This window comes from Bacillus cereus group sp. N12 (genome assembly GCF_016483575.1).
GTDB lineage: Bacteria > Bacillota > Bacilli > Bacillales > Bacillaceae_G > Bacillus_A > Bacillus_A toyonensis.
Genome location: NZ_JAEHBO010000018.1, coordinates 52,027 through 72,661, shown reverse-complemented (window position 1 = coordinate 72,661; position 20,635 = coordinate 52,027). Strand labels below are relative to the sequence as shown.

The window sequence follows — 20,635 nt, the reverse complement described above, 5'->3', positions numbered from 1 at the left end:
AGATAATACAGGAGCATATACACATTGAGGGGGAGAGACGATGATAGTTTAAGTCGTTTTGCACTTCTGTGTATATGTAGTGCAGTTTTATGTTTACTTATGATGATAGCAGGAGTTGCGCTTGCTAATCATGGTTTGAAAAGTATGAAAGGTTATCAGCAGCTGTCGTATGAACAAATAGCTCATATGACAGGGACAGAGGGTGCGAGTGCTGAATCAGAAATTTTGGGAAGTTCGTTTTCAACTATTGAGAAACAAAAACAATTAGAAAGTTTAAGAAGTTTTAATGTCGTAGAAGGAATTGGTATGGCGATAGCAAGTGTTGCTTATGAAATAACAAAGTTTGGAACGGATATAGTTGTTGGGAAAGTGAAAGAGATTTTTAGCTAAGAGTAGCAGGAAGAACGGTTGTCTTATCGTTTTGTACGACAGCCGTTTTTTAATTTGAAAAAGGTTTGTCTCTTATGGTTTGTTCGCATAAGATATAGATAGAATGATTTGTCTTGTAAGCAGCACGAGTTTTCATTGAATCTTTGCTGCTCTATTGATATAATCAGTGCTAGTGTATATTGGCGAGACTATTAGGAGTTGAGAACATAGATGAATAAAGAAGAAAGAGCAAAAAGACAGTCCAAAATTCGTAACTTCTCCATCATTGCTCACATTGACCACGGGAAATCAACGTTGGCAGACCGTATTTTGGAGAAAACAAACGCGTTAACACAGCGCGAAATGAAAGCTCAGTTGCTTGACTCTATGGATTTAGAGCGTGAGCGCGGTATTACAATTAAATTAAATGCAGTACAATTAACGTATAAAGCGAAAGACGGTGAAGAGTATATTCTTCACTTGATCGATACGCCAGGACACGTCGATTTTACGTACGAAGTATCTCGTAGTTTAGCGGCTTGTGAAGGTGCAATTCTTGTTGTTGATGCAGCGCAAGGGATTGAGGCGCAAACATTAGCAAACGTATATTTAGCGCTTGATAATAATTTAGAAATCTTACCAGTTATTAATAAAATCGATTTACCAAGTGCGGATCCAGAACGCGTACGTCAAGAGGTAGAGGATGTAATTGGTTTAGATGCATCGGAAGCTGTACTTGCTTCGGCAAAAGCAGGCATTGGTATTGAGGACATTTTAGAACAAATCGTTGAAAAAGTACCAGCTCCGACGGGTGATTCAGAAGAGCCGTTACAATGTATGATTTTCGATTCCTTATATGATCCATATCGTGGTGTAATTGCATATATCCGTGTTGTAAACGGAACGGTAAAAGTTGGCGATAAAGTACGTATGATGGCAACTGGTAAAGAGTTTGAAGTAACAGAAGTAGGTGTATTTACACCGAAAACAACGCAGCGTGATGAGTTAACTGTAGGTGATGTAGGTTTCTTAGCAGCATCTATTAAAAACGTAGGTGATACACGTGTTGGTGATACGATTACACATGCGAAACGTCCGGCTGCAGAGGCGTTACCAGGTTACCGTAAATTAAACCCGATGGTATTCTGTGGGCTGTATCCAATTGATTCTGCTCGTTATAACGATTTACGTGATGCGTTAGAAAAATTAGAGTTAAACGATTCTGCTCTTGAGTTTGAACCAGAAACATCTCAAGCGCTAGGATTTGGTTTCCGTTGTGGATTCTTAGGTTTACTTCACATGGAAATCATTCAAGAACGTATTGAACGTGAATTTAAGATTGACTTAATTACAACAGCGCCAAGCGTTATTTATAAAGTTTATTTAACAAACGGTGAAGATGTTATTGTTGATAATCCATCTAATATGCCAGATCCACAGTCTATCGATCGTGTAGAAGAGCCGTTTGTTAAAGCTTCAATTATGGTTCCGAATGACTATGTTGGAGCTGTAATGGAAATTTGCCAAGGTAAACGTGGAACGTTTATTGATATGCAATATTTAGATGAAACGCGTGTTACATTAACATATGAAATCCCGTTATCAGAAATCGTATATGACTTCTTCGATCAATTGAAATCAAATACGAAAGGATATGCATCATTTGACTACGAGTTAATTGGTTATAAACCGTCTAAACTTGTGAAAATGGATATTCTTTTAAATAATGAACAAGTGGATGCTTTATCATTCATTGTGCACCGTGATTCAGCGTATGACCGTGGTAAAGTAATCGTAGAGAAATTAAAAGAATTGATTCCAAGACAACAGTTCGAAGTGCCAATTCAAGCTACTATTGGAAACAAGGTTGTAGCACGTTCTACAATTAAGGCGATGCGTAAAAACGTACTTGCAAAATGTTACGGTGGTGACATTTCTCGTAAGCGTAAACTTCTTGATAAGCAAAAAGAAGGTAAAAAACGTATGAAGTCTGTTGGTTCTGTAGAAGTACCGCAAGAGGCATTCATGGCTGTACTGAAAATGGATGACAACTAATATAAAATAAAGAAGGAGTCGTTTATGCGGCTTCTTTTTTTCTGTATCATTACTTTTTAGACATCTTAGTATCTCTCATTTACAATAGTGAGAGAGCTTTTTAGTTCATACAGAGTTAGGAGATTATTAATGTCCGAAAATATTCGAAAAGATATTCAAGAGAAACTACAAAATGGTAATTTTAATTGTGAAAAGGAATTGACGCTTTCTATTATTAGTGGAAAGTGGAAAGTTGTGATACTGTGGCATCTTGGTGTGGAAGGGCCTCATCGTTTTAGCGAATTACAACGGTTATTCCCAAGCATTTCTCATAAAGTTTTGTCGAACCAATTAAAAGAGTTAATGGAAGATGGGATTGTTGATCGAACAGTATATCCCGAAATTCCTCCTCGTGTTGAGTATTATATGACGGAACTAGGCATGTCACTTTTACCAATCGTTGAAATGATGTATGATTGGGGAAAAATGCGAATGGAACAAATCCGTAATACGTTAGAGAAGTAGAGAACCCTCCGGAGTGCGGAGGTTTTCTTTTTAGAAAGGTAGGAGTTATATTTGGTACAAGCTGCATATATTCATATTCCGTTTTGTCAGCATATTTGTCACTATTGTGATTTTAATAAAGTGTTTATTGAACGCCAACCGGTAGATCAATATTTAGAGTACTTAGAGAAAGAAATAATAAATACGGTTCAAAAAGTACCGTTTGATAGTATGAAAACGATTTTTGTTGGTGGAGGAACGCCGACAGCATTAAATATGGAACAGACAAAAAAATTACTCGAGATTATTAATCGTCATTTGCGTCCGTTTGCTCCGAATTGTGAATTGACATTTGAAGCGAATCCAGGAGATCTGCCGAAAGAGAAGTTGAATGTACTGCTAGAAGGTGGAGTGAATCGAATTAGTTTTGGTGTGCAAACGTTCCGTGATGAACTGCTGGAGAAAATCGGGCGCAAGCATACGAGGGAAGATGCATTCCTAGCGATTCGAGAAGCTCAAGAAGTAGGCTTTAAAAATATTAATGTAGATATTATTTATGCTTTGCCAGGACAAACAATAGAAGATGTGAAGGAAACATTAGACATTGCTTTTACGCTTGGTGTACAACATTTCTCGGCATATTCATTAATTGTGGAACCCAAAACAGTGTTTTATAACTTAATGAATAAAGGGAAATTGCGTCTTCCGGGTGAAGACCATGAAGCGAAAATGTATGAAATGGTAATGGATGAAATGGAGAAACACGGTTATAACCAGTATGAAATTAGTAATTTCTCAAAAGGTGATAATGAAAGTAGACATAATCTCACATACTGGAATAATGAAGAGTACTATGGATTTGGAGCTGGAGCGCATAGTTATGTAAATGGAGAACGTATTCAAAATGTAGGACCGCTCAAGCAGTATTTTACGAAAATTGATGAAACAGGATTTCCTTATTTAGATGTTCATGAAGTGACTGAGAAGGAAAAAATGGAAGAAGAGTTGTTTTTAGGACTTCGAAAAACAAAAGGTGTTTCTAAAATAGCATTCCAAAAGAAATTCAATATGGAGATGGATCAAGTTTTCGCGAAGCAGTTACAAGGCAATCAAGAACAAGGATTGCTTGAAGAAAGAGATGGATATGTGCGTTTAACACGAAAAGGGAAATTATTAGGGAATGAAGTGTTCCAGTCATTTTTGATTGACTAATTAAATGTTTCATAAACGTGAAAAAAATTCATTATTTCGTGACGTTTCCGTTGACAATTGAATGTCAATTTTGGTAAGTTATTAATAGATTTAGCACTCGAAGACAAAGAGTGCTAACAGAGGTGATGATGAGATGCTTACGGAACGTCAGCTCTTAATTTTACAAACAATTATTGATGACTTTATTGGATCAGCGCAGCCCGTTGGGTCTAGAACGTTGGCTAAAAAAGAAGAAATCACATTTAGTTCAGCTACTATTCGAAATGAAATGGCTGATTTAGAAGAATTAGGTTTTATTGAAAAAACACATAGTTCTTCTGGACGGGTTCCTTCTGAGAAAGGATACCGATTTTATGTAGACCATCTTTTAGCGCCGCAAAACTTACCGAACGATGAAATTGTACAAATTAAAGATTTATTTGCTGAAAGAATTTTTGAAGCAGAAAAAGTTGCACAGCAATCTGCTCAAATTTTATCAGAGCTTACGAGCTATACGGCGATTGTTCTAGGGCCTAAGTTAAGCACAAATAAACTTAAAAACGTACAAATTGTGCCGCTTGATCGTCAAACAGCAGTCGCTATTATTGTAACGGATACAGGGCATGTACAAAGTAAAACGATTACCGTTCCGGAATCTGTTGATTTATCAGATTTAGAAAAAATGGTTAACATTTTAAATGAAAAGCTATCTGGTGTACCGATGGCAGAACTTCATAATAAAATCTTTAAAGAGATTGTTACAGTTTTACGTGGGTATGTTCATAATTACGATAGTGCGATAAAAATGTTAGATGGTACATTTCAAGTTCCGTTATCGGAAAAGATATACTTTGGAGGGAAAGCGAATATGCTTTCGCAACCGGAGTTCCATGACATTCATAAAGTAAGATCTTTGCTGACGATGATTGATAATGAGGCTGCGTTTTATGACATTTTGCGTCATAAACAAGTCGGAATTCAAGTGAAAATTGGTAGAGAAAATTCTTCTACGGCAATGGAGGATTGCAGTTTGATTTCTGCAACGTATTCGATTGGAGAAGAGCAACTTGGAACAATTGCAATTTTAGGTCCGACGAGAATGCAATACTCTCGTGTAATTAGTTTACTGCAGTTATTTACAAGACAGTTTACAGACGGACTTAAAAAGTAAATGAGAGTAATACATTCGCTCAAGTAATGAAATTTTCATTGCTGTGTGTAATATATAATGATTAGGTAATCATGCTAAGCATGATACCTAATACCTTTTAAGGAGGTGAAAATTGTGGAAGAGCGTAACGAACAAGTGGTAGAAGAAGTGAAAGAAGCGCAAGTTGAAGAAGCTGTCACGCCAGAAAACAGTGAAAAAACTGTAGAAGAAAAAAGTGAGGCTGCTCTTTTACAAGAAAAAGTAGATGAGTTACAAGCGAAACTAACGGAAACGGAAGGCCGCACATTACGTCTACAAGCTGATTTTGAAAATTATAAGCGCCGTGTCCAAATGGATAAACAGGCTGCTGACAAATATAGAGCACAAAGTCTAGTTTCAGATATTTTGCCAGCTCTTGATAATTTTGAAAGAGCGATGCAAGTGGAAGCGACTGACGAGCAAACGAAATCCTTGTTACAAGGTATGGAAATGGTGCATCGTCAATTGCTAGAAGCGTTGACTAAAGAAGGTGTGGAAGCGATTGAAGCTGTTGGTAAACAGTTTGATCCGAATGAACACCAAGCTATTATGCAAGTGGAAGACAGTGAATTTGAATCAAACGCGGTAGTTGAAGAATTCCAAAAAGGTTATAAACTAAAAGACCGTGTGATTCGCCCATCAATGGTAAAAGTAAATCAATAATTTACATAAAAGTAGGAGGATTCGCCATGAGTAAAATTATCGGTATTGACTTAGGTACAACAAACTCTTGTGTAGCTGTTATGGAAGGTGGAGAACCAAAGGTGATCCCAAATCCAGAAGGAAACCGTACAACACCTTCTGTTGTAGCTTTCAAAAATGAAGAGCGTCAAGTTGGGGAAGTTGCGAAGCGCCAAGCAATTACAAACCCAAATACAATCATGTCTGTTAAACGTCATATGGGTACAGACTACAAAGTAGAAGTTGAAGGTAAAGATTTTACACCTCAAGAAATTTCTGCAATCATTTTACAAAACTTAAAAGCTTCTGCTGAAGCATACTTAGGTGAAACAGTAACGAAAGCTGTTATTACAGTACCTGCATACTTCAACGATGCAGAGCGTCAAGCAACGAAAGATGCTGGTCGTATCGCTGGTTTAGAAGTTGAGCGTATCATTAACGAACCAACAGCAGCCGCACTTGCTTACGGTTTAGAAAAACAAGATGAAGAGCAAAAAATCTTAGTATATGACTTAGGTGGCGGTACATTTGACGTATCTATCCTTGAGTTAGCAGACGGCACATTCGAAGTTATTTCAACTGCTGGTGACAACCGCCTTGGTGGAGATGACTTTGACCAAGTTATCATCGATCACTTAGTAGCTGAATTCAAAAAAGAAAATAACATTGATTTAAGCCAAGATAAAATGGCACTTCAACGTTTGAAAGATGCAGCTGAAAAAGCGAAAAAAGATCTTTCAGGTGTAACACAAACACAAATTTCATTACCATTCATTAGTGCTGGAGCTGCTGGCCCATTACACTTAGAATTAACGTTAACAAGAGCAAAATTCGAAGAGCTTTCAGCAGGTCTTGTTGAAAGAACATTAGAGCCGACTCGTCGTGCATTAAAAGACGCTGGCTTTGCTCCAAGTGAATTAGATAAAGTTATCCTTGTTGGTGGATCTACTCGTATCCCAGCTGTTCAAGAAGCTATTAAACGTGAAACTGGTAAAGAGCCATACAAAGGCGTAAACCCTGATGAAGTTGTAGCATTAGGTGCTGCGGTTCAAGGTGGCGTACTTACTGGTGATGTAGAAGGCGTACTATTATTAGACGTAACTCCACTTTCTTTAGGTATTGAAACTATGGGTGGTGTGTTCACGAAATTAATCGAGCGTAACACTACAATTCCAACAAGTAAGTCACAAGTATTCTCAACAGCTGCTGATAACCAACCGGCAGTAGACATTCATGTACTACAAGGTGAGCGTCCAATGTCAGCTGACAACAAAACATTAGGTCGTTTCCAATTAACGGATCTTCCACCAGCACCACGTGGTATTCCACAAATCGAAGTAACATTCGATATTGATGCGAACGGTATCGTTAACGTACGTGCAAAAGACTTAGGAACAAGCAAAGAGCAAGCTATTACAATTCAATCATCTTCAGGTCTTTCTGATGAAGAAGTAGATCGTATGGTACAAGAAGCAGAAGCAAATGCTGACGCTGACCAAAAACGTAAGGAAGAAGTTGAACTTCGTAATGAAGCTGACCAACTTGTATTCCAAACAGATAAAGTTGTAAAAGATTTAGAAGGTAAAGTAGATGCGGCTGAGGTTGCAAAAGCGACAGAAGCGAAAGAAGCGTTGCAAGCGGCAATTGAGAAAAACGATCTTGATGAAATCCGTGCGAAAAAAGATGCTTTACAAGAAATCGTACAACAATTAAGCGTTAAATTATACGAGCAAGCTCAAGCAGCTGCAGGGCAAGCAGAAGGTGCACAAGACGCTGGCGCGAAAAAAGATAATGTAGTAGACGCTGAATTTGAAGAAGTAAAAGAAGACAAGTAATTTAAGTACAAACATAATAAGTAAGATGACAAAAAGTCAAAGTCAAGCGTGCCTTGGCTTTGGCTTTTTTCATAAATGAGGAGAAATGTGTGAGGATCTTAAGTTTTTTAGCTTGCATACTGTAAGTGAGGAAACTTTGTTGCAAAGCACTTTCTTTCGGTGTTAAAATTACGTTTATGTGAAAGATTCGGGGGTTGCAAATTTATGAGTAAACGAGACTATTATGAGGTCCTTGGACTTAGCCAGGGTGCTTCAAAAGATGAAATTAAAAAAGCGTATCGTCGTTTGGCTAAAAAATACCATCCAGACGTAAGTAAAGAAGAAAATGCAATTGAAAAGTTTAAAGAAGTACAAGAGGCATACGAAGTGTTGAGCGATGATCAAAAGCGTGCGCAGTACGATCAATTTGGTCATGCTGGTGCAAATCAAGGCTTCGGTGGCGGAGGAGACTTCGGCGGTGGCTTTGGTTTTGAAGATATCTTTAGTTCGTTCTTTGGCGGCGGCGGTGGCGGCAGACGTCGTGATCCAAATGCTCCGCGCCAAGGTGCTGACTTACAATATCAAGTCACTTTAGACTTTGAAGAAGCTATTTTTGGTAAAGAGTTAAACGTTGAAATTCCAGTAGAAGATCCATGTGATACTTGTAAAGGTAGCGGGGCAAAACCAGGAACTTCAAAAGAAACATGTAAACATTGTTCAGGATCAGGTCAAGTAAGTGTAGAACAAAATACACCGTTTGGTCGTATTGTAAACCGTCAAGCTTGTGGTCATTGTTCAGGAACTGGTCAAATGATTAAAGAAAAATGTACGACATGTCACGGTTCAGGTAAAGTACGTAAGCGTAAAAAAATTAACGTTAAGATTCCAGCTGGTATTGATAATGGCCAACAAATTCGTGTATCTGGAAAAGGTGAAGCGGGCGTAAATGGTGGACCGGCAGGAGATTTATATGTAGTTGTTCATGTAAGAAATCATGAATTCTTCGAGCGTGAAGGTGATCATATTATTTGCGAAATGCCATTAACATTTGCGCAAATGGCACTTGGTGCTGAAGTAGAAGTTCCTACTGTTCATGGGAAAGTGAAGCTGAAAATTCCAGCAGGAACACAAACAGGAACAGAATTCCGCTTAAAAGGAAAAGGTGCTCCAAACGTACGTGGATACGGTCAAGGAGATCAATATGTAGTCGTTCGTGTTGTTGTACCAACAAAATTAAATTCACATCAAAAAGATTTATTACGTGAATTTGCAGGGCAAGAAGAGCAGGATGATAGTTTATTCGGAAAGCTTAAACGTGCTTTCAAAGGGGAATAATGGAAATAAAAAATGGAGTTGGTAAATTGTGAAATGGTCAGAAGTTAGTATTCATACAACAGAAGAAGCAGTAGAAGCTGTCTCTCATATTTTACATGAAGCTGGTGCTAGTGGAGTTGCAATTGAGGATCCAGCAGAGTTGACGAAAGAGCGCGAGCAACAATATGGTGAAATTTATGCATTGAACCCAGATGAATACCCGGCAGAGGGTGTATTAGTAAAAGCATATTTCCCACAAACGGATTCTTTACAGGAAACGATTGCGGGTGTAAAATCATCTATTGATGTGCTTCCATCTTACGACATTGAAATTGGTACTGGAAATATTACCATTAACGAAGTCAATGAAGAAGATTGGGCTACTGCTTGGAAAAAGTATTACCATCCAGTACAAATTTCTGATACATTCACAATCGTACCGACATGGGAAGAATACACACCATCTTCTCTGGATGAAAAAATCATTGAATTAGACCCGGGTATGGCGTTTGGTACAGGAACTCATCCAACAACAACGATGTGTATTCGTGCTTTAGAAAAAACAGTTCAATCAGGTGATACTGTCATTGATGTAGGGACGGGTTCAGGTGTACTTAGTATTGCAGCGGCAAAATTAGGTGCGTCTTCTGTTCAAGCATACGATTTAGATCCAGTTGCAGTGGAAAGTGCGGAAATGAATGTACGTTTAAATAAAACAGATGATATCGTATCTGTTGGACAAAATAGTCTTTTAGAAGGTATTGAAGGACCTGTTGATTTAATCGTAGCGAATTTATTAGCAGAAATTATTCTTCTATTCCCTGAAGATGCAGCACGAGTTGTAAAATCAGGTGGATTATTCATTACATCTGGTATTATTGCAGCGAAAGAAAAAGTAATTTCTGAGGCGTTAGAAAAAGCTGGATTTACAATTGAAGAAGTATTACGAATGGATGATTGGGTAGCAATTATTGCACGAAATGCGTAATATAGATTTTAGTTTATAATGAAAAGGGGAGTCTCTCACTATAAGGTGAGGGACTTGCCGTTTGTTATATGAAAAATGATAACGTTTCGTTCTTTTCGTAAGTGTTGACTTACGAAAGGAACGAAACTCTACTAAGGTGATTATATGCAACGTTATTTTGTAGAAGAAAAACATGTAAGTGAAGCAAAGATTCGCATTGTAGGTGATGATGTACATCACATTGCGAGAGTAATGCGTATGTCAGCTGGTGATCACATTTATTGCTGTGTAAACGGAAAAACAGCAGTATGTTCAATTGATGAAATTACCAGTGAATTTGTTGAGACAGCTATTGTAGAATGGGTAGAGGCATCAAGTGAACTTCCTGTGTTCGTGACGATTGCAAGTGGACTGCCAAAAGGAGACAAGCTAGAGTTAATTTTTCAAAAAGGAACCGAGCTTGGGGCAGCCGCATTTTTACCATTTCAAGCATCTCGCTCTATCGTAAAATGGGATGCGAAAAAAGCTGATAAAAAAGTTGAGCGTTTAAGAAAAATTGTGAAAGAAGCTGCGGAACAATCGCATAGAAGTGAAGTTCCAGAAGTACATGCTCCAGCATCGTTTAAGCAATTGCTTTCAATGAGTGGTGAGTATGATGTTTGTCTTGTTGCGTATGAAGAAGAAGCAAAACAAGGCGAGAAATCTAATTTTGCGAAAGCTTTAACGACAATGAAACCAGGTCAAAAGCTATTAATTGTATTTGGCCCAGAAGGCGGTTTAGCTGAGGAAGAGATTACGGCGCTTCGTGAACATAAATTTGTACTATGTAGTTTAGGACCAAGGATTTTAAGAACGGAAACGGCACCGCTTTATGCGTTAAGTGCTGCTTCTTATCATTTTGAATTGATGGGGTGATGATCAATGTCAACTGTTGCGTTCCACACGTTAGGTTGTAAAGTAAACCACTATGAAACAGAAGCTATTTGGCAATTGTTTAAACAAGGTGGTTATGAAAGAACTGAATATGAAAAGAAATCTGATGTATATGTTATTAATACATGTACAGTAACAAATACTGGAGATAAAAAAAGCCGTCAAGTAATTAGACGTGCTGTGCGTCAAAATCCAGATGCGGTTATTTGTGTAACGGGATGTTATGCGCAAACATCTCCAGCTGAAATTATGGCAATTCCAGGTGTAGATATTGTAGTTGGTACACAAGATCGTGAAAAGATGTTAGGATACATCGAAGAATTCCGTAAAGAGCGTCAACCAATTAATGCTGTCCGTAACATTATGAAAACACGTGTATACGAAGAACTTGATGTACCATATTTCACGGATCGTACACGTGCTTCATTAAAAATACAAGAAGGTTGTAATAACTTCTGTACGTTCTGTATTATTCCTTGGGCGCGTGGTTTAATGCGTTCTCGTGATGGAAAAGAAGTTATTAAACAAGCGCAGCAATTAGTGGATGCAGGCTATAAAGAAATCGTATTAACTGGTATTCATACAGGTGGATACGGTGAAGATATTAAAGATTATAACTTAGCTGGATTACTTCGTGATATGGAAGCAGAAGTAGGTGGATTAAAACGTCTTCGTATTTCTTCTATTGAAGCGAGTCAAATTTCAGATGAAGTAATTGAAGTGTTAGACAAATCTGAAGTAGTTGTACGCCACTTGCACATTCCGTTGCAATCAGGATCTAATACTGTATTAAAACGTATGCGTCGTAAGTATACAATGGAATTTTTCCAAGAGCGTTTAGATCGTTTGAAAGAAGCGTTACCAGGTCTTGCGATTACATCAGACGTAATTGTTGGCTTCCCAGGTGAAACAGAAGAAGAATTTATGGAAACGTACAATTTCATTAAAGAGAATCGCTTCTCTGAGTTACACGTATTCCCTTATTCAAAACGTACGGGAACACCTGCAGCGCGTATGGAAGATCAAGTTCCTGAAGATGTGAAGAATGATCGTGTTCACCGTCTAATTGAACTATCTAATCAATTAGCGAAAGAGTATGCTTCACAGTTTGAAGGAGAAGTACTTGAAATTATCCCGGAAGAGCAATTTAAAGATGGCGATCGTGAAGGGTTATATGTAGGTTATACAGATAACTATTTGAAAATTGTCTTTGAAGGGTCAGAAGAATTAATTGGTAAGCTAGTGAAAGTGAAAATTACGAAAGCTGGTTATCCATATAACGAAGCGCAATTTGTTCGTGTTATTGAAGATGATGTGAAAAAAGAATCAGCGAGCGCGTAAAAAAAGCATGCAAACGGAAACGGTTTGCATGCTTTCTTTTTTCATGGAAAAGTTAAGTGTTGAAAAGGTGCAATGATAAAAATATAGTTGTTTTCAGTGGAAAAGGATGATAGCTATTTGCATAGCTTTAAAAAAGGAAGAGCATCTATTCCTCTTTTATTCTGTCAAATAGTTGACCTGAAGTGATAAAATGTATTATAATCGTAAAAGACATGCTGAAGAAGTGTTTCTTTTTGCATGCTGAAGTTAGTATGTAAGTGTGATGTTTCGGAGGGAGGGAAAGAGAATGTCAAAAACAGTCGTTCGTAAAAACGAGTCTTTGGAGGATGCACTTCGCCGTTTTAAAAGATCGGTTTCTAAAACTGGTACACTTGCTGAAGCAAGAAAGCGCGAGTTTTATGAAAAACCAAGTGTAAAACGTAAGAAGAAATCTGAAGCGGCAAGAAAGCGTAAATTCTAAGAGAGGGTGTAAGTTATGAGTCTTCTCGGTCGTTTAAACGATGATATGAAACAAGCGATGAAGAATAAACAAAAAGAAAAATTAACCGTTATTCGTATGGTTAAGGCTGCTTTACAAAATGAAGGTATTAAACTGCAACATACTCTTACTGAAGAAGAGGAATTAACAGTTTTAGCTCGTGAAGTAAAACAGTATAAGGACTCCCTCCTTGAATTTAAAAAAGCTGGTCGTGAAGACCTTGTTGATAAACTGCAAAGTGAAATTCAGATTTTAAGCGCATATTTGCCGGAGCAATTAACTGAAGAAGACCTGATTGATGTAATCAAGCAAGTTATTTCTGAAGTTGGTGCGACATCAAAAGCAGATATGGGTAAGGTGATGACTGCTGTTATGCCGAAAGTAAAAGGTAAAACAGACGGATCGCTTGTGAATAAGCTGGTTATCCAGCTATTAGCATAAAAAAACGTCTCATTTCGTATGAGACGTTTTTTTATGCTTTTTTTCAGTTTGGACGTGATATTACAAGCTCTTTTTTCATACATATGGGATGAGAGGAGGTCTTTTAAGATGAAAAAATTAGAACAAATGAAGAGTTGGTTAACGAAGCAAATAGACCTGCCAGTGGATGTGCTAATGGATCTACCTCGGATCACGCTTGTTGGGCAAGTGCATATCTATATAGAAAATCATCAAGGTTTATTAGTGTTTTCAGATAAAGAAGTAAGATTGTTGCTAAAACATGGTCAATTATTAATTAAGGGGCAATCCTTCGTTATTAAAACAATCCTTCCAGAGGAGCTTTTGCTTGAAGGGATCATTGAGCAAGTGATGTTTTTAGAAAGTGAAAAGCAAAAAGAGTGAGGGAAACTTCCGTATGTGAAGTTTTTCTTCTTTATTCTCGTGATTCGACCTTACTATTCAGTTATCTCGCTATTTATGGGCAGTAAAACTCTTTATATCATTTTCGTACGAGCTATTTTGCTAATTAAAGTGAAAAGTAGTATGTCTACTTTTGGGAAAGGTAGTGGAGGTAGTAGATGAAAAATAAATGGTTTATAAAGTGGCTTGGATATGTAAAAGTACGAATTGAAGGTAGAGGAGCGGAACGGTTCGTTAATGAATGCGTACGTAGAAAATTATTAGTTTGGGATGTTAAGAAGATTGCTGATGAAACGTTAGTTTTTTGTATGTTGTTACGCGATGTGAAAAGATTAAAACCAATTTATAGAAAAAATGAATGCAAATTATATTTCATTGGACGCTACGGTTTTCCTTTTTGGAATAAGCGTTTAATTAAAAATAGTGGGTTTTTAATCGGTTTTTTAATTTTCTTTTTTGGTATGATTGCAATGTCAAATATGGTTTGGAAAATTGAGATTACAGGAGCGAAACCTGAAACAGAATATATATTGATGAAAGAATTGGATAAAATGGGTATTAAGAAAGGAAAACTACAGTTTCAAATGCCTAGTGTAGAAGATGTGCAACGCCATTTGACGGACAATATTAATGCGATTACTTGGGCGGGGCTGGAAGTAAGAGGGACCACCTATCATTTTAAAATTGTGGAAAAAAACGAGCCGAAAAAAGAAAAGGAACAGCATCCACAAAATTTAGTGGCAAAAAAAGAAGCAATTATTACAAAAACGTTTGTAGAGGTTGGAAAACCAGTCGTTATGAAAAATGACCATGTCGAAAAAGGACAACTTCTTGTATCAGGTATATATGGTAATGAGGAAAACCCGTCAGTTGTTTCGGCGAAAGGTATTGTATATGGAGAAACTTGGTATACATCCGAGGTGAGTGTGCCGCTGAAAACACAATTTCAAGTGTATACTGGTAATGCGTATAATGAATACTTTCTTAAGTTTGGGAGTGCAAAAATAAAAATATGGGGATTTCAACATGATAAGTATAAACGCTCTCGTACTGAACATGTAAAACATGATGTGAAATTATTTGGTTTTACATTACCGATTGCATATGAAAAAGATATTGTACGAGAAGAGGAAGAAGCGAATCGAGAATACACAGAAAAACAGGCATTGAAAGTAGCGAAAGAGATGGCTGAAAAAGAACTAAAGAAAAAATTGGATGAACATGCTATGATTGTAAGTGATAAGATTTTGAGTAAAGAGGTTGAGGCGGATCAACTAAAAGTTACATTGCATTATACTGTAATTGAAAATATTGCAGAGTCACAACCGATATCCGAATCCGATATTCAAGGAGACTGAGTAATGGCAGAACAATTAGTAGAAATGAACCAACAATTGGAAAATACTAACGAAGCAATCGCTCTTTTTGGAGTCAATGATGCTCATTTAAAAGTAATGGAACGAGAACTTAATGTATCTATCGTAACTAGAGGTGAAACAGTTCATGTGTCTGGGGCAGATGAAAATGTGACACTCGTAGAAAAAATCTTACAGCAATTACTTGTTGTTATTCGTAAAAGTGTATCCATTACAGAAAGAGATGTTGCGTATGCAATTCAGCTCGCACAACAAGGGAAAATTGCTCAATTTGAAGAGTTATATGAAGAAGAAATTTTTAAAACGGCAAAGGGTAAATCTATTCGTGTAAAAACAATGGGACAAAGACGATATATTCATGCGATGAAGAAGAATGATATTGTATTTGGGATAGGACCTGCTGGAACTGGAAAAACGTACTTAGCTGTAGTAATGGCTGTAAGAGCGTTAAAACAAGGGTATGTAAAGAAAATTATTCTAACAAGGCCTGCTGTAGAAGCTGGAGAGAGTTTAGGTTTTTTACCAGGGGATTTAAAAGAGAAGGTAGATCCATATTTACGTCCATTGTATGATGCACTGCACGATATTCTTGGACAAGAATATACGCAGCGTATGATGGAGCGAGGTGTAATTGAAATCGCGCCTCTTGCTTATATGAGAGGGCGTACGCTTGATGATTCATTTGTTATTTTAGATGAAGCGCAAAATACAACTGGTGTCCAAATAAAAATGTTTTTAACAAGATTAGGTTTTAGTTCTAAAATGGTTATAACAGGGGATCCTTCGCAGGTAGATTTGCCAAAAGGGGCAAAATCAGGTCTTTCTATTGCTACAAATGTTTTATCTGGTGTATCAGGACTTTCGTTCATTACATTAGAGCAAAGCGACGTTGTGAGACATCCGTTAGTGCAACGTATTATTGAGGCGTATGATAAAATGGAATGATCCTATTTGTCAGGATCATTTCTTTTTGTATGATAAGGTTGGCGAATAGCAATTTTTTTACTATCATGAAAGAAGAGTATAAGCGATAAATGACGTATGATTCTAAAAGTGTCGCTTGTTAGAAGAAACGAAAGCTATAAATAGTTTCACTTTATTTCTGGAGAGGAGAAGGTATTGAAATCATGTCAAGATCTCAAGAAATTTCTAAGTGGTTTCGTAATTTACAACATTCGAAAAAACTAAGTTGGATTTCTTACGTTTTATTAGGAGCAGTGCTGTTTTTTGCACTTATGAATAATGTAAAACCAGAGCAATTAGATGTTACAACATATTCTATTGCGAAAAAAACAATCCATTCTCCTATTAAAATTGAAGATAAAGTTACAACGGACAAAAAGAAAAAAGAAGCCGCTACAAAAGTTGAAGATCAATATACATATAAAAGTGAGTATAAACAAAATAAAGTGGATATTGTGAATGACGTCTTTGCTAAAGTAGATGAAGTGATACAAGAGATTAAAGCGGTTGGGCCGGATGAGCAAAAAAAGATTACTGATGCTGAAAAAGTGGACAAGTTGAAAAAAAAATTGCCTACTGATTTAACGAAAGAATTATCTGATTTAAACTTACTAAACTTAATTAATGCAGATTCGAACCAATTAGTATTAGCAAAAGATGCAGCAGTTACAGCTATTAATAGTATCATGACTGAGCATATTAAAATGGACGAATTGAAGGATGCGAAGGAACGATATGTAAGTGAGATGAATAGTGTTAATGTTGATAATGGTTTAAAGGAATCTATTAAGGCGTTAGGGAAATATGCGATTTCTGCAAACTATTTTTATGATCCGACCTTAACAAAAGAGAAGAGAAAAGCGGAAGAAGATTTAGTTCCACCTGTTTATATTCTTCAAGGGCAAGTCCTTGTTAGAGAAGGTGAAACGATTTCAAGTGATATGTACAATCAGTTGAAATTAGTTGGTCTGTTAGAAAAAGGGAACAGTTTTCAACCCTATGTTGGATTAGCGGTACTCATTGGTGTGCTATTGTACTTTATGCATAAGCAGTTTGAAGTATTTTTACAACGGAAAAGGGAAGATAGACCGTATATTTTAGCGTACATTACCATTTTGTCGATCACGATCGTTTTAATGAAAATCATTAGTTTGTTCCAAAAGCTTGAATATGCAGGGATCGCGTATGTCGTTCCAGTTGCAATGGGAACAATACTTGTAAAACTAATGATTGGTGATCGATTTGTTTTTTTAACAAGCATGATTTTTTCTGTATGCGGAAGCATTATGTTTAATGAAGGAGTAACGAGCACCCTGAATTATAGTGTGGGGATCTATGTGTTACTAAGTTCACTATCAGTTAGTATTTTCTTGAGAGAAAAAAATCGTCGTACGATGATTTTACAAGCGGGTATACTCGTTTCTGTGTTAAATGTGGTCGTATTGGCAGCGTTATTATTGTTGCGTAATGGGAATTTTTCGCCTCTTGAAATTGGTACACAATTATTGATGGCTTCTGTTTCAGGGATTATCTCTTCGGTGTTAGCTATGGGGATTTTACCATATTTAGAGAGTGGACTTGGCATTGTATCAAGTATGAAGCTTATGGAACTATCAAGTCCAAATCATCCGCTTTTGCGTAAGATTTTGCTAGAAGCGCCAGGGACATATCACCATAGTGTAATGGTAGCGAATCTTTCTGAAGCTGCTTGTGAAGCAGTCGGGGCAAATGGTGTATTAGCCCGTGTAGGGGCGTATTATCATGATGTAGGAAAAACGGTACAACCACAGTTCTTTATTGAAAATCAGATGGGGATTGAAAACCCACATGATAAACTCGCCCCTGTAACGAGTAAAGATATTATTATCGCTCATGTAACGGACGGGGTGAGGATGCTAGAAGAGTACCATATTCCGCAAGAAATTATTGATATTGCTGGACAACATCATGGTACAACGTTACTTAAATATTTTTACTATAAGGCGATTAAAGAAGATAAAGAAAAATATACAGAAGAGATGTTCCGTTATCCAGGATCCAAAGCAACTTCTAAAGAGTCGGCGATTGTTGGTATTGCTGATAGTGTAGAGGCCGCGGTGCGTTCTATGAATCATCCAACGCCAGATCAAATTAATAATTTAGTGCAAAGTATTATTAAAGATCGTTTGCAAGATGGACAATTTAGTGAATGTGATTTGACATTTAAAGAGCTACAAATCGTTGGAAAAACGTTATGCGAGACGTTAAATGGTATTTTCCATTCGCGTATTACATATCCGGAACTACCGGAAGAGAAGGAGAAAGAATGAGTTTATTAATTGATTTTATTGATGAAACAGAAGAAGTGAAAGACGATTATATAAGTTTGATTCGAGAGCTGGTAGAGAAAGCGGCTCAAATGGAAAACATAGAAGAAGGGGCAGAATTATCGGTTACGTTTGTAGATAATGAACGTATTCGTGAAATAAACCGTGATTACCGAGATAAGGATCAGCCTACGGATGTTATTTCTTTCGCTATGGAAGAAATGGGAGAAGGTGAAATGGAAATTGTCGGTGCGGAGATGCCGCGTATGTTAGGAGATCTTATTATTTCTATTCCAAGAGCGAAAGAGCAAGCTGAAGAATATGGACACTCTTTTGATAGGGAACTTGGGTTTTTAGCGTTACATGGCTTTTTACATTTGCTTGGTTATGATCACATGACAGAAGAAGATGAAAAAGAAATGTTTGGAAGACAAAAAGAAATTTTAGAAGCATTTGGATTAGGACGATGAAAAAAGGAAAACTTTTAGATAGTTTTGGATATGCTATAGCTGGTATATTCTTTTGTCTTCGTCATGAAAGAAATATGAGAATTCATTATTTAGCCGCAGTCATTGTTATATGCTGCGGCTTTTATTTCCATATTACGAAAATAGAGTGGGTGGTATTACTTATTGTGATAGGGATTGTAATGGGTTTAGAGATGGTAAATACGGCTGTGGAAAAAACAGTAGACTTAGTGACTGCTGATATACATCCATTTGCGAAAATTGCAAAGGATGTCGCAGCAGGAGCGGTTTTACTCTTTGCAGTTATAGCCGTTATAATTGGTGCTATTATCTTTGTACCGTATGTGGTATAGTTGCATTCCGAAGCTTTTATTAAGCCTTGGAAGTGCTATAAAGGCCTTTAGTGAGAGAGTGTATCTATTCACAGCTGTGAACAGGAAGGATGCGGGATATGAATAGTAAACAATTAATTCAAGAAGCAATCGAAGCGCGTAAACAAGCGTACGTACCATATTCAAAATTTCAAGTAGGTGCAGCATTATTAACGCACGATGGAAAAGTATATCGTGGCTGTAATGTTGAGAATGCATCATATGGCTTATGCAACTGTGCAGAAAGAACTGCTTTATTTAAGGCAGTTTCTGAAGGGGATAAAGAGTTTGTAGCTATTGCGGTTGTAGCAGATACAAAACGCCCAGTACCTCCTTGTGGAGCATGTCGACAAGTTATGGTAGAATTATGTAAACAGGATACGAAAGTATACCTATCAAATTTACATGGTGACGTTCAAGAGACGACAGTCGGAGAATTGTTACCAGGAGCATTTTTAGCGGAGGATTTACATGAATAGAAAAGGTTATAAATCAGGTTTTGTCTCTATTATTGGCAGACCGAATGTTGGGAAATCTACATTTTTAAATCGTATTATCGGCCAAAAAATTGCCATTATGAGTGACAAGCCACAAACGACTCGTAATAAAATTCAAGGCGTATATACAGAAAATGATTCACAAGTAATTTTCATTGATACACCAGGAATACATAAACCGAAACATAAACTAGGTGACTTCATGGTGAAGATGGCTCAAACGACATTGAAAGAAGTTGATATTGTGCTGTTTATGGTCAATGCAACTGAAGGATTTGGTCGTGGTGAGGAATTCATTATTGAGAAATTACAAGAAACGAAACAACCGGTATTTTTGGTAATTAATAAAATTGACCAAGTTCATCCAGAGCAATTATTAGAGTTAATTGATCAATATCGTAAACTACATGAGTTTGCAGAAATTGTACCAATTTCTGCATTAGACGGTAATAATGTAGAAGCGTTAATTGGAGCAATTAAAAAATATTTACCAGAAGGACCGCAATACTACCCAGATAATCAAGTAACGGATCATCCGGAGCGATTTATTATTGCAGAGCTTATTCGTGAAAAAGTACTACATTTAACACGTGAAGAAGTGCCACATTCTGTAGCGGTTGTTATTGATGCAATTCAGAAGCGTGAGGGCGGTGCAGTTTATATAAATGCAACGATTGTTGTTGAACGTGCGTCACAAAAAGGAATTATTATTGGGAAACAAGGGAAGATGTTAAAAGAAGTCGGGAAACGAGCTCGTTTTGATATTGAAGCACTTCTTGGTTCTAAAGTATTTTTAGAGGTATGGGTAAAAGTACAAAAAGATTGGCGCAATAAGATGTCTCAGCTTCGTGATCTTGGTTTCCGCGAAGACGAGTACTAAAATAAAGTAAGGCTGTAATCAGTGGATGTTTGCTCATCCGCTGATTATTGGTTTTTGTAAACTTTAATAAATTAGGAAAAATTTTTCTCACATGAAAAT

General features: G+C 37.0%; 21 protein-coding genes. All 21 read left to right on the top strand.

Going from position 1 to position 20,635, the window contains the following annotated elements; translation table 11 throughout:
- The first annotated feature begins 24 nt into the window (after window positions 1-24).
- The gene (locus tag JDS92_RS12070; RefSeq protein ID WP_001214892.1) at window positions 25-390 is read left to right on the top strand and encodes a YqxA family protein; all 366 of its coding nucleotides are present in this window, start codon (window positions 25-27) and stop codon (window positions 388-390) included.
- A 210-nt stretch (window positions 391-600) separates the two neighbouring features.
- Entirely contained in the window at window positions 601-2,424 is a 1,824-nt protein-coding gene (gene lepA, locus JDS92_RS12065; RefSeq protein ID WP_001030961.1) for an elongation factor 4, read from the top strand.
- Between the two features lie 129 nt (window positions 2,425-2,553).
- A complete protein-coding gene (locus JDS92_RS12060; RefSeq protein ID WP_001293547.1) occupies window positions 2,554-2,928 on the top strand; it encodes a winged helix-turn-helix transcriptional regulator in 375 nt (124 codons plus the stop codon).
- Between the two features lie 51 nt (window positions 2,929-2,979).
- The gene (gene hemW / locus JDS92_RS12055) at window positions 2,980-4,119 is read left to right on the top strand and encodes a radical SAM family heme chaperone HemW (RefSeq protein ID WP_097958097.1); all 1,140 of its coding nucleotides are present in this window, start codon (window positions 2,980-2,982) and stop codon (window positions 4,117-4,119) included.
- A 133-nt stretch (window positions 4,120-4,252) separates the two neighbouring features.
- Window positions 4,253-5,269 carry a heat-inducible transcriptional repressor HrcA gene (hrcA, locus tag JDS92_RS12050; RefSeq protein ID WP_000954961.1) on the top strand — a complete coding sequence of 339 codons (1,017 nt, stop codon included), beginning with the start codon at window positions 4,253-4,255 and terminating at the stop codon, window positions 5,267-5,269.
- 114 nt (window positions 5,270-5,383) lie between these two features.
- Entirely contained in the window at window positions 5,384-5,950 is a 567-nt protein-coding gene (gene grpE / locus JDS92_RS12045; protein ID WP_000392715.1) for a nucleotide exchange factor GrpE, read from the top strand.
- Window positions 5,951-5,976: 26 nt separating this feature from the next.
- Complete coding sequence (gene dnaK, locus JDS92_RS12040) at window positions 5,977-7,803, top strand: chaperone protein DnaK (RefSeq protein ID WP_199631972.1); 1,827 nt, start codon at window positions 5,977-5,979, stop codon at window positions 7,801-7,803.
- Between the two features lie 204 nt (window positions 7,804-8,007).
- Window positions 8,008-9,117, top strand: coding sequence for a chaperone protein DnaJ (dnaJ, locus tag JDS92_RS12035; RefSeq protein WP_000043955.1), 1,110 nt, complete (start codon window positions 8,008-8,010; stop codon window positions 9,115-9,117).
- A gap of 28 nt (window positions 9,118-9,145) precedes the next feature.
- On the top strand, window positions 9,146-10,084 hold the full coding sequence (prmA, locus tag JDS92_RS12030; protein WP_000872123.1) for a 50S ribosomal protein L11 methyltransferase: 939 nt from the start codon (window positions 9,146-9,148) through the stop codon (window positions 10,082-10,084).
- A gap of 144 nt (window positions 10,085-10,228) precedes the next feature.
- Window positions 10,229-10,978 carry a 16S rRNA (uracil(1498)-N(3))-methyltransferase gene (locus JDS92_RS12025; RefSeq protein ID WP_001190139.1) on the top strand — a complete coding sequence of 250 codons (750 nt, stop codon included), beginning with the start codon at window positions 10,229-10,231 and terminating at the stop codon, window positions 10,976-10,978.
- Window positions 10,979-10,984: 6 nt separating this feature from the next.
- Window positions 10,985-12,337: a tRNA (N(6)-L-threonylcarbamoyladenosine(37)-C(2))-methylthiotransferase MtaB gene (gene mtaB, locus JDS92_RS12020; protein ID WP_000108698.1), complete on the top strand. Its 1,353-nt coding sequence runs from the start codon at window positions 10,985-10,987 to the stop codon at window positions 12,335-12,337.
- 286 nt (window positions 12,338-12,623) lie between these two features.
- Window positions 12,624-12,797: a 30S ribosomal protein S21 gene (gene rpsU / locus JDS92_RS12015; protein ID WP_000048061.1), complete on the top strand. Its 174-nt coding sequence runs from the start codon at window positions 12,624-12,626 to the stop codon at window positions 12,795-12,797.
- Window positions 12,798-12,812: 15 nt separating this feature from the next.
- Window positions 12,813-13,256 (top strand): GatB/YqeY domain-containing protein, encoded by a 444-nt coding sequence (locus tag JDS92_RS12010; RefSeq protein WP_000054576.1) that lies wholly within the window; start codon window positions 12,813-12,815, stop codon window positions 13,254-13,256.
- 108 nt (window positions 13,257-13,364) lie between these two features.
- Complete coding sequence (yqfC, locus tag JDS92_RS12005) at window positions 13,365-13,658, top strand: sporulation protein YqfC (RefSeq protein ID WP_097958094.1); 294 nt, start codon at window positions 13,365-13,367, stop codon at window positions 13,656-13,658.
- A gap of 176 nt (window positions 13,659-13,834) precedes the next feature.
- On the top strand, window positions 13,835-15,034 hold the full coding sequence (gene yqfD, locus JDS92_RS12000; protein ID WP_097958092.1) for a sporulation protein YqfD: 1,200 nt from the start codon (window positions 13,835-13,837) through the stop codon (window positions 15,032-15,034).
- Between the two features lie 3 nt (window positions 15,035-15,037).
- The gene (locus JDS92_RS11995; protein ID WP_000840526.1) at window positions 15,038-15,997 is read left to right on the top strand and encodes a PhoH family protein; all 960 of its coding nucleotides are present in this window, start codon (window positions 15,038-15,040) and stop codon (window positions 15,995-15,997) included.
- Between the two features lie 182 nt (window positions 15,998-16,179).
- A complete protein-coding gene (locus tag JDS92_RS11990) occupies window positions 16,180-18,324 on the top strand; it encodes an HD family phosphohydrolase (RefSeq protein ID WP_000091505.1) in 2,145 nt (714 codons plus the stop codon).
- The gene (ybeY, locus tag JDS92_RS11985; protein ID WP_000054674.1) at window positions 18,321-18,791 is read left to right on the top strand and encodes an rRNA maturation RNase YbeY; all 471 of its coding nucleotides are present in this window, start codon (window positions 18,321-18,323) and stop codon (window positions 18,789-18,791) included. Before JDS92_RS11990 ends, ybeY begins: the two co-directional genes overlap by 4 nt.
- On the top strand, window positions 18,788-19,141 hold the full coding sequence (locus JDS92_RS11980; protein WP_000715513.1) for a diacylglycerol kinase family protein: 354 nt from the start codon (window positions 18,788-18,790) through the stop codon (window positions 19,139-19,141). The genes ybeY and JDS92_RS11980 overlap by 4 nt, the downstream gene beginning before the upstream one ends.
- A 98-nt stretch (window positions 19,142-19,239) precedes the next feature.
- On the top strand, window positions 19,240-19,638 hold the full coding sequence (locus JDS92_RS11975) for a cytidine deaminase (RefSeq protein WP_001086291.1): 399 nt from the start codon (window positions 19,240-19,242) through the stop codon (window positions 19,636-19,638).
- Entirely contained in the window at window positions 19,631-20,536 is a 906-nt protein-coding gene (gene era / locus JDS92_RS11970; RefSeq protein WP_001080234.1) for a GTPase Era, read from the top strand. Before JDS92_RS11975 ends, era begins: the two co-directional genes overlap by 8 nt.
- The last annotated feature ends 99 nt before the right edge of the window (window positions 20,537-20,635 follow it).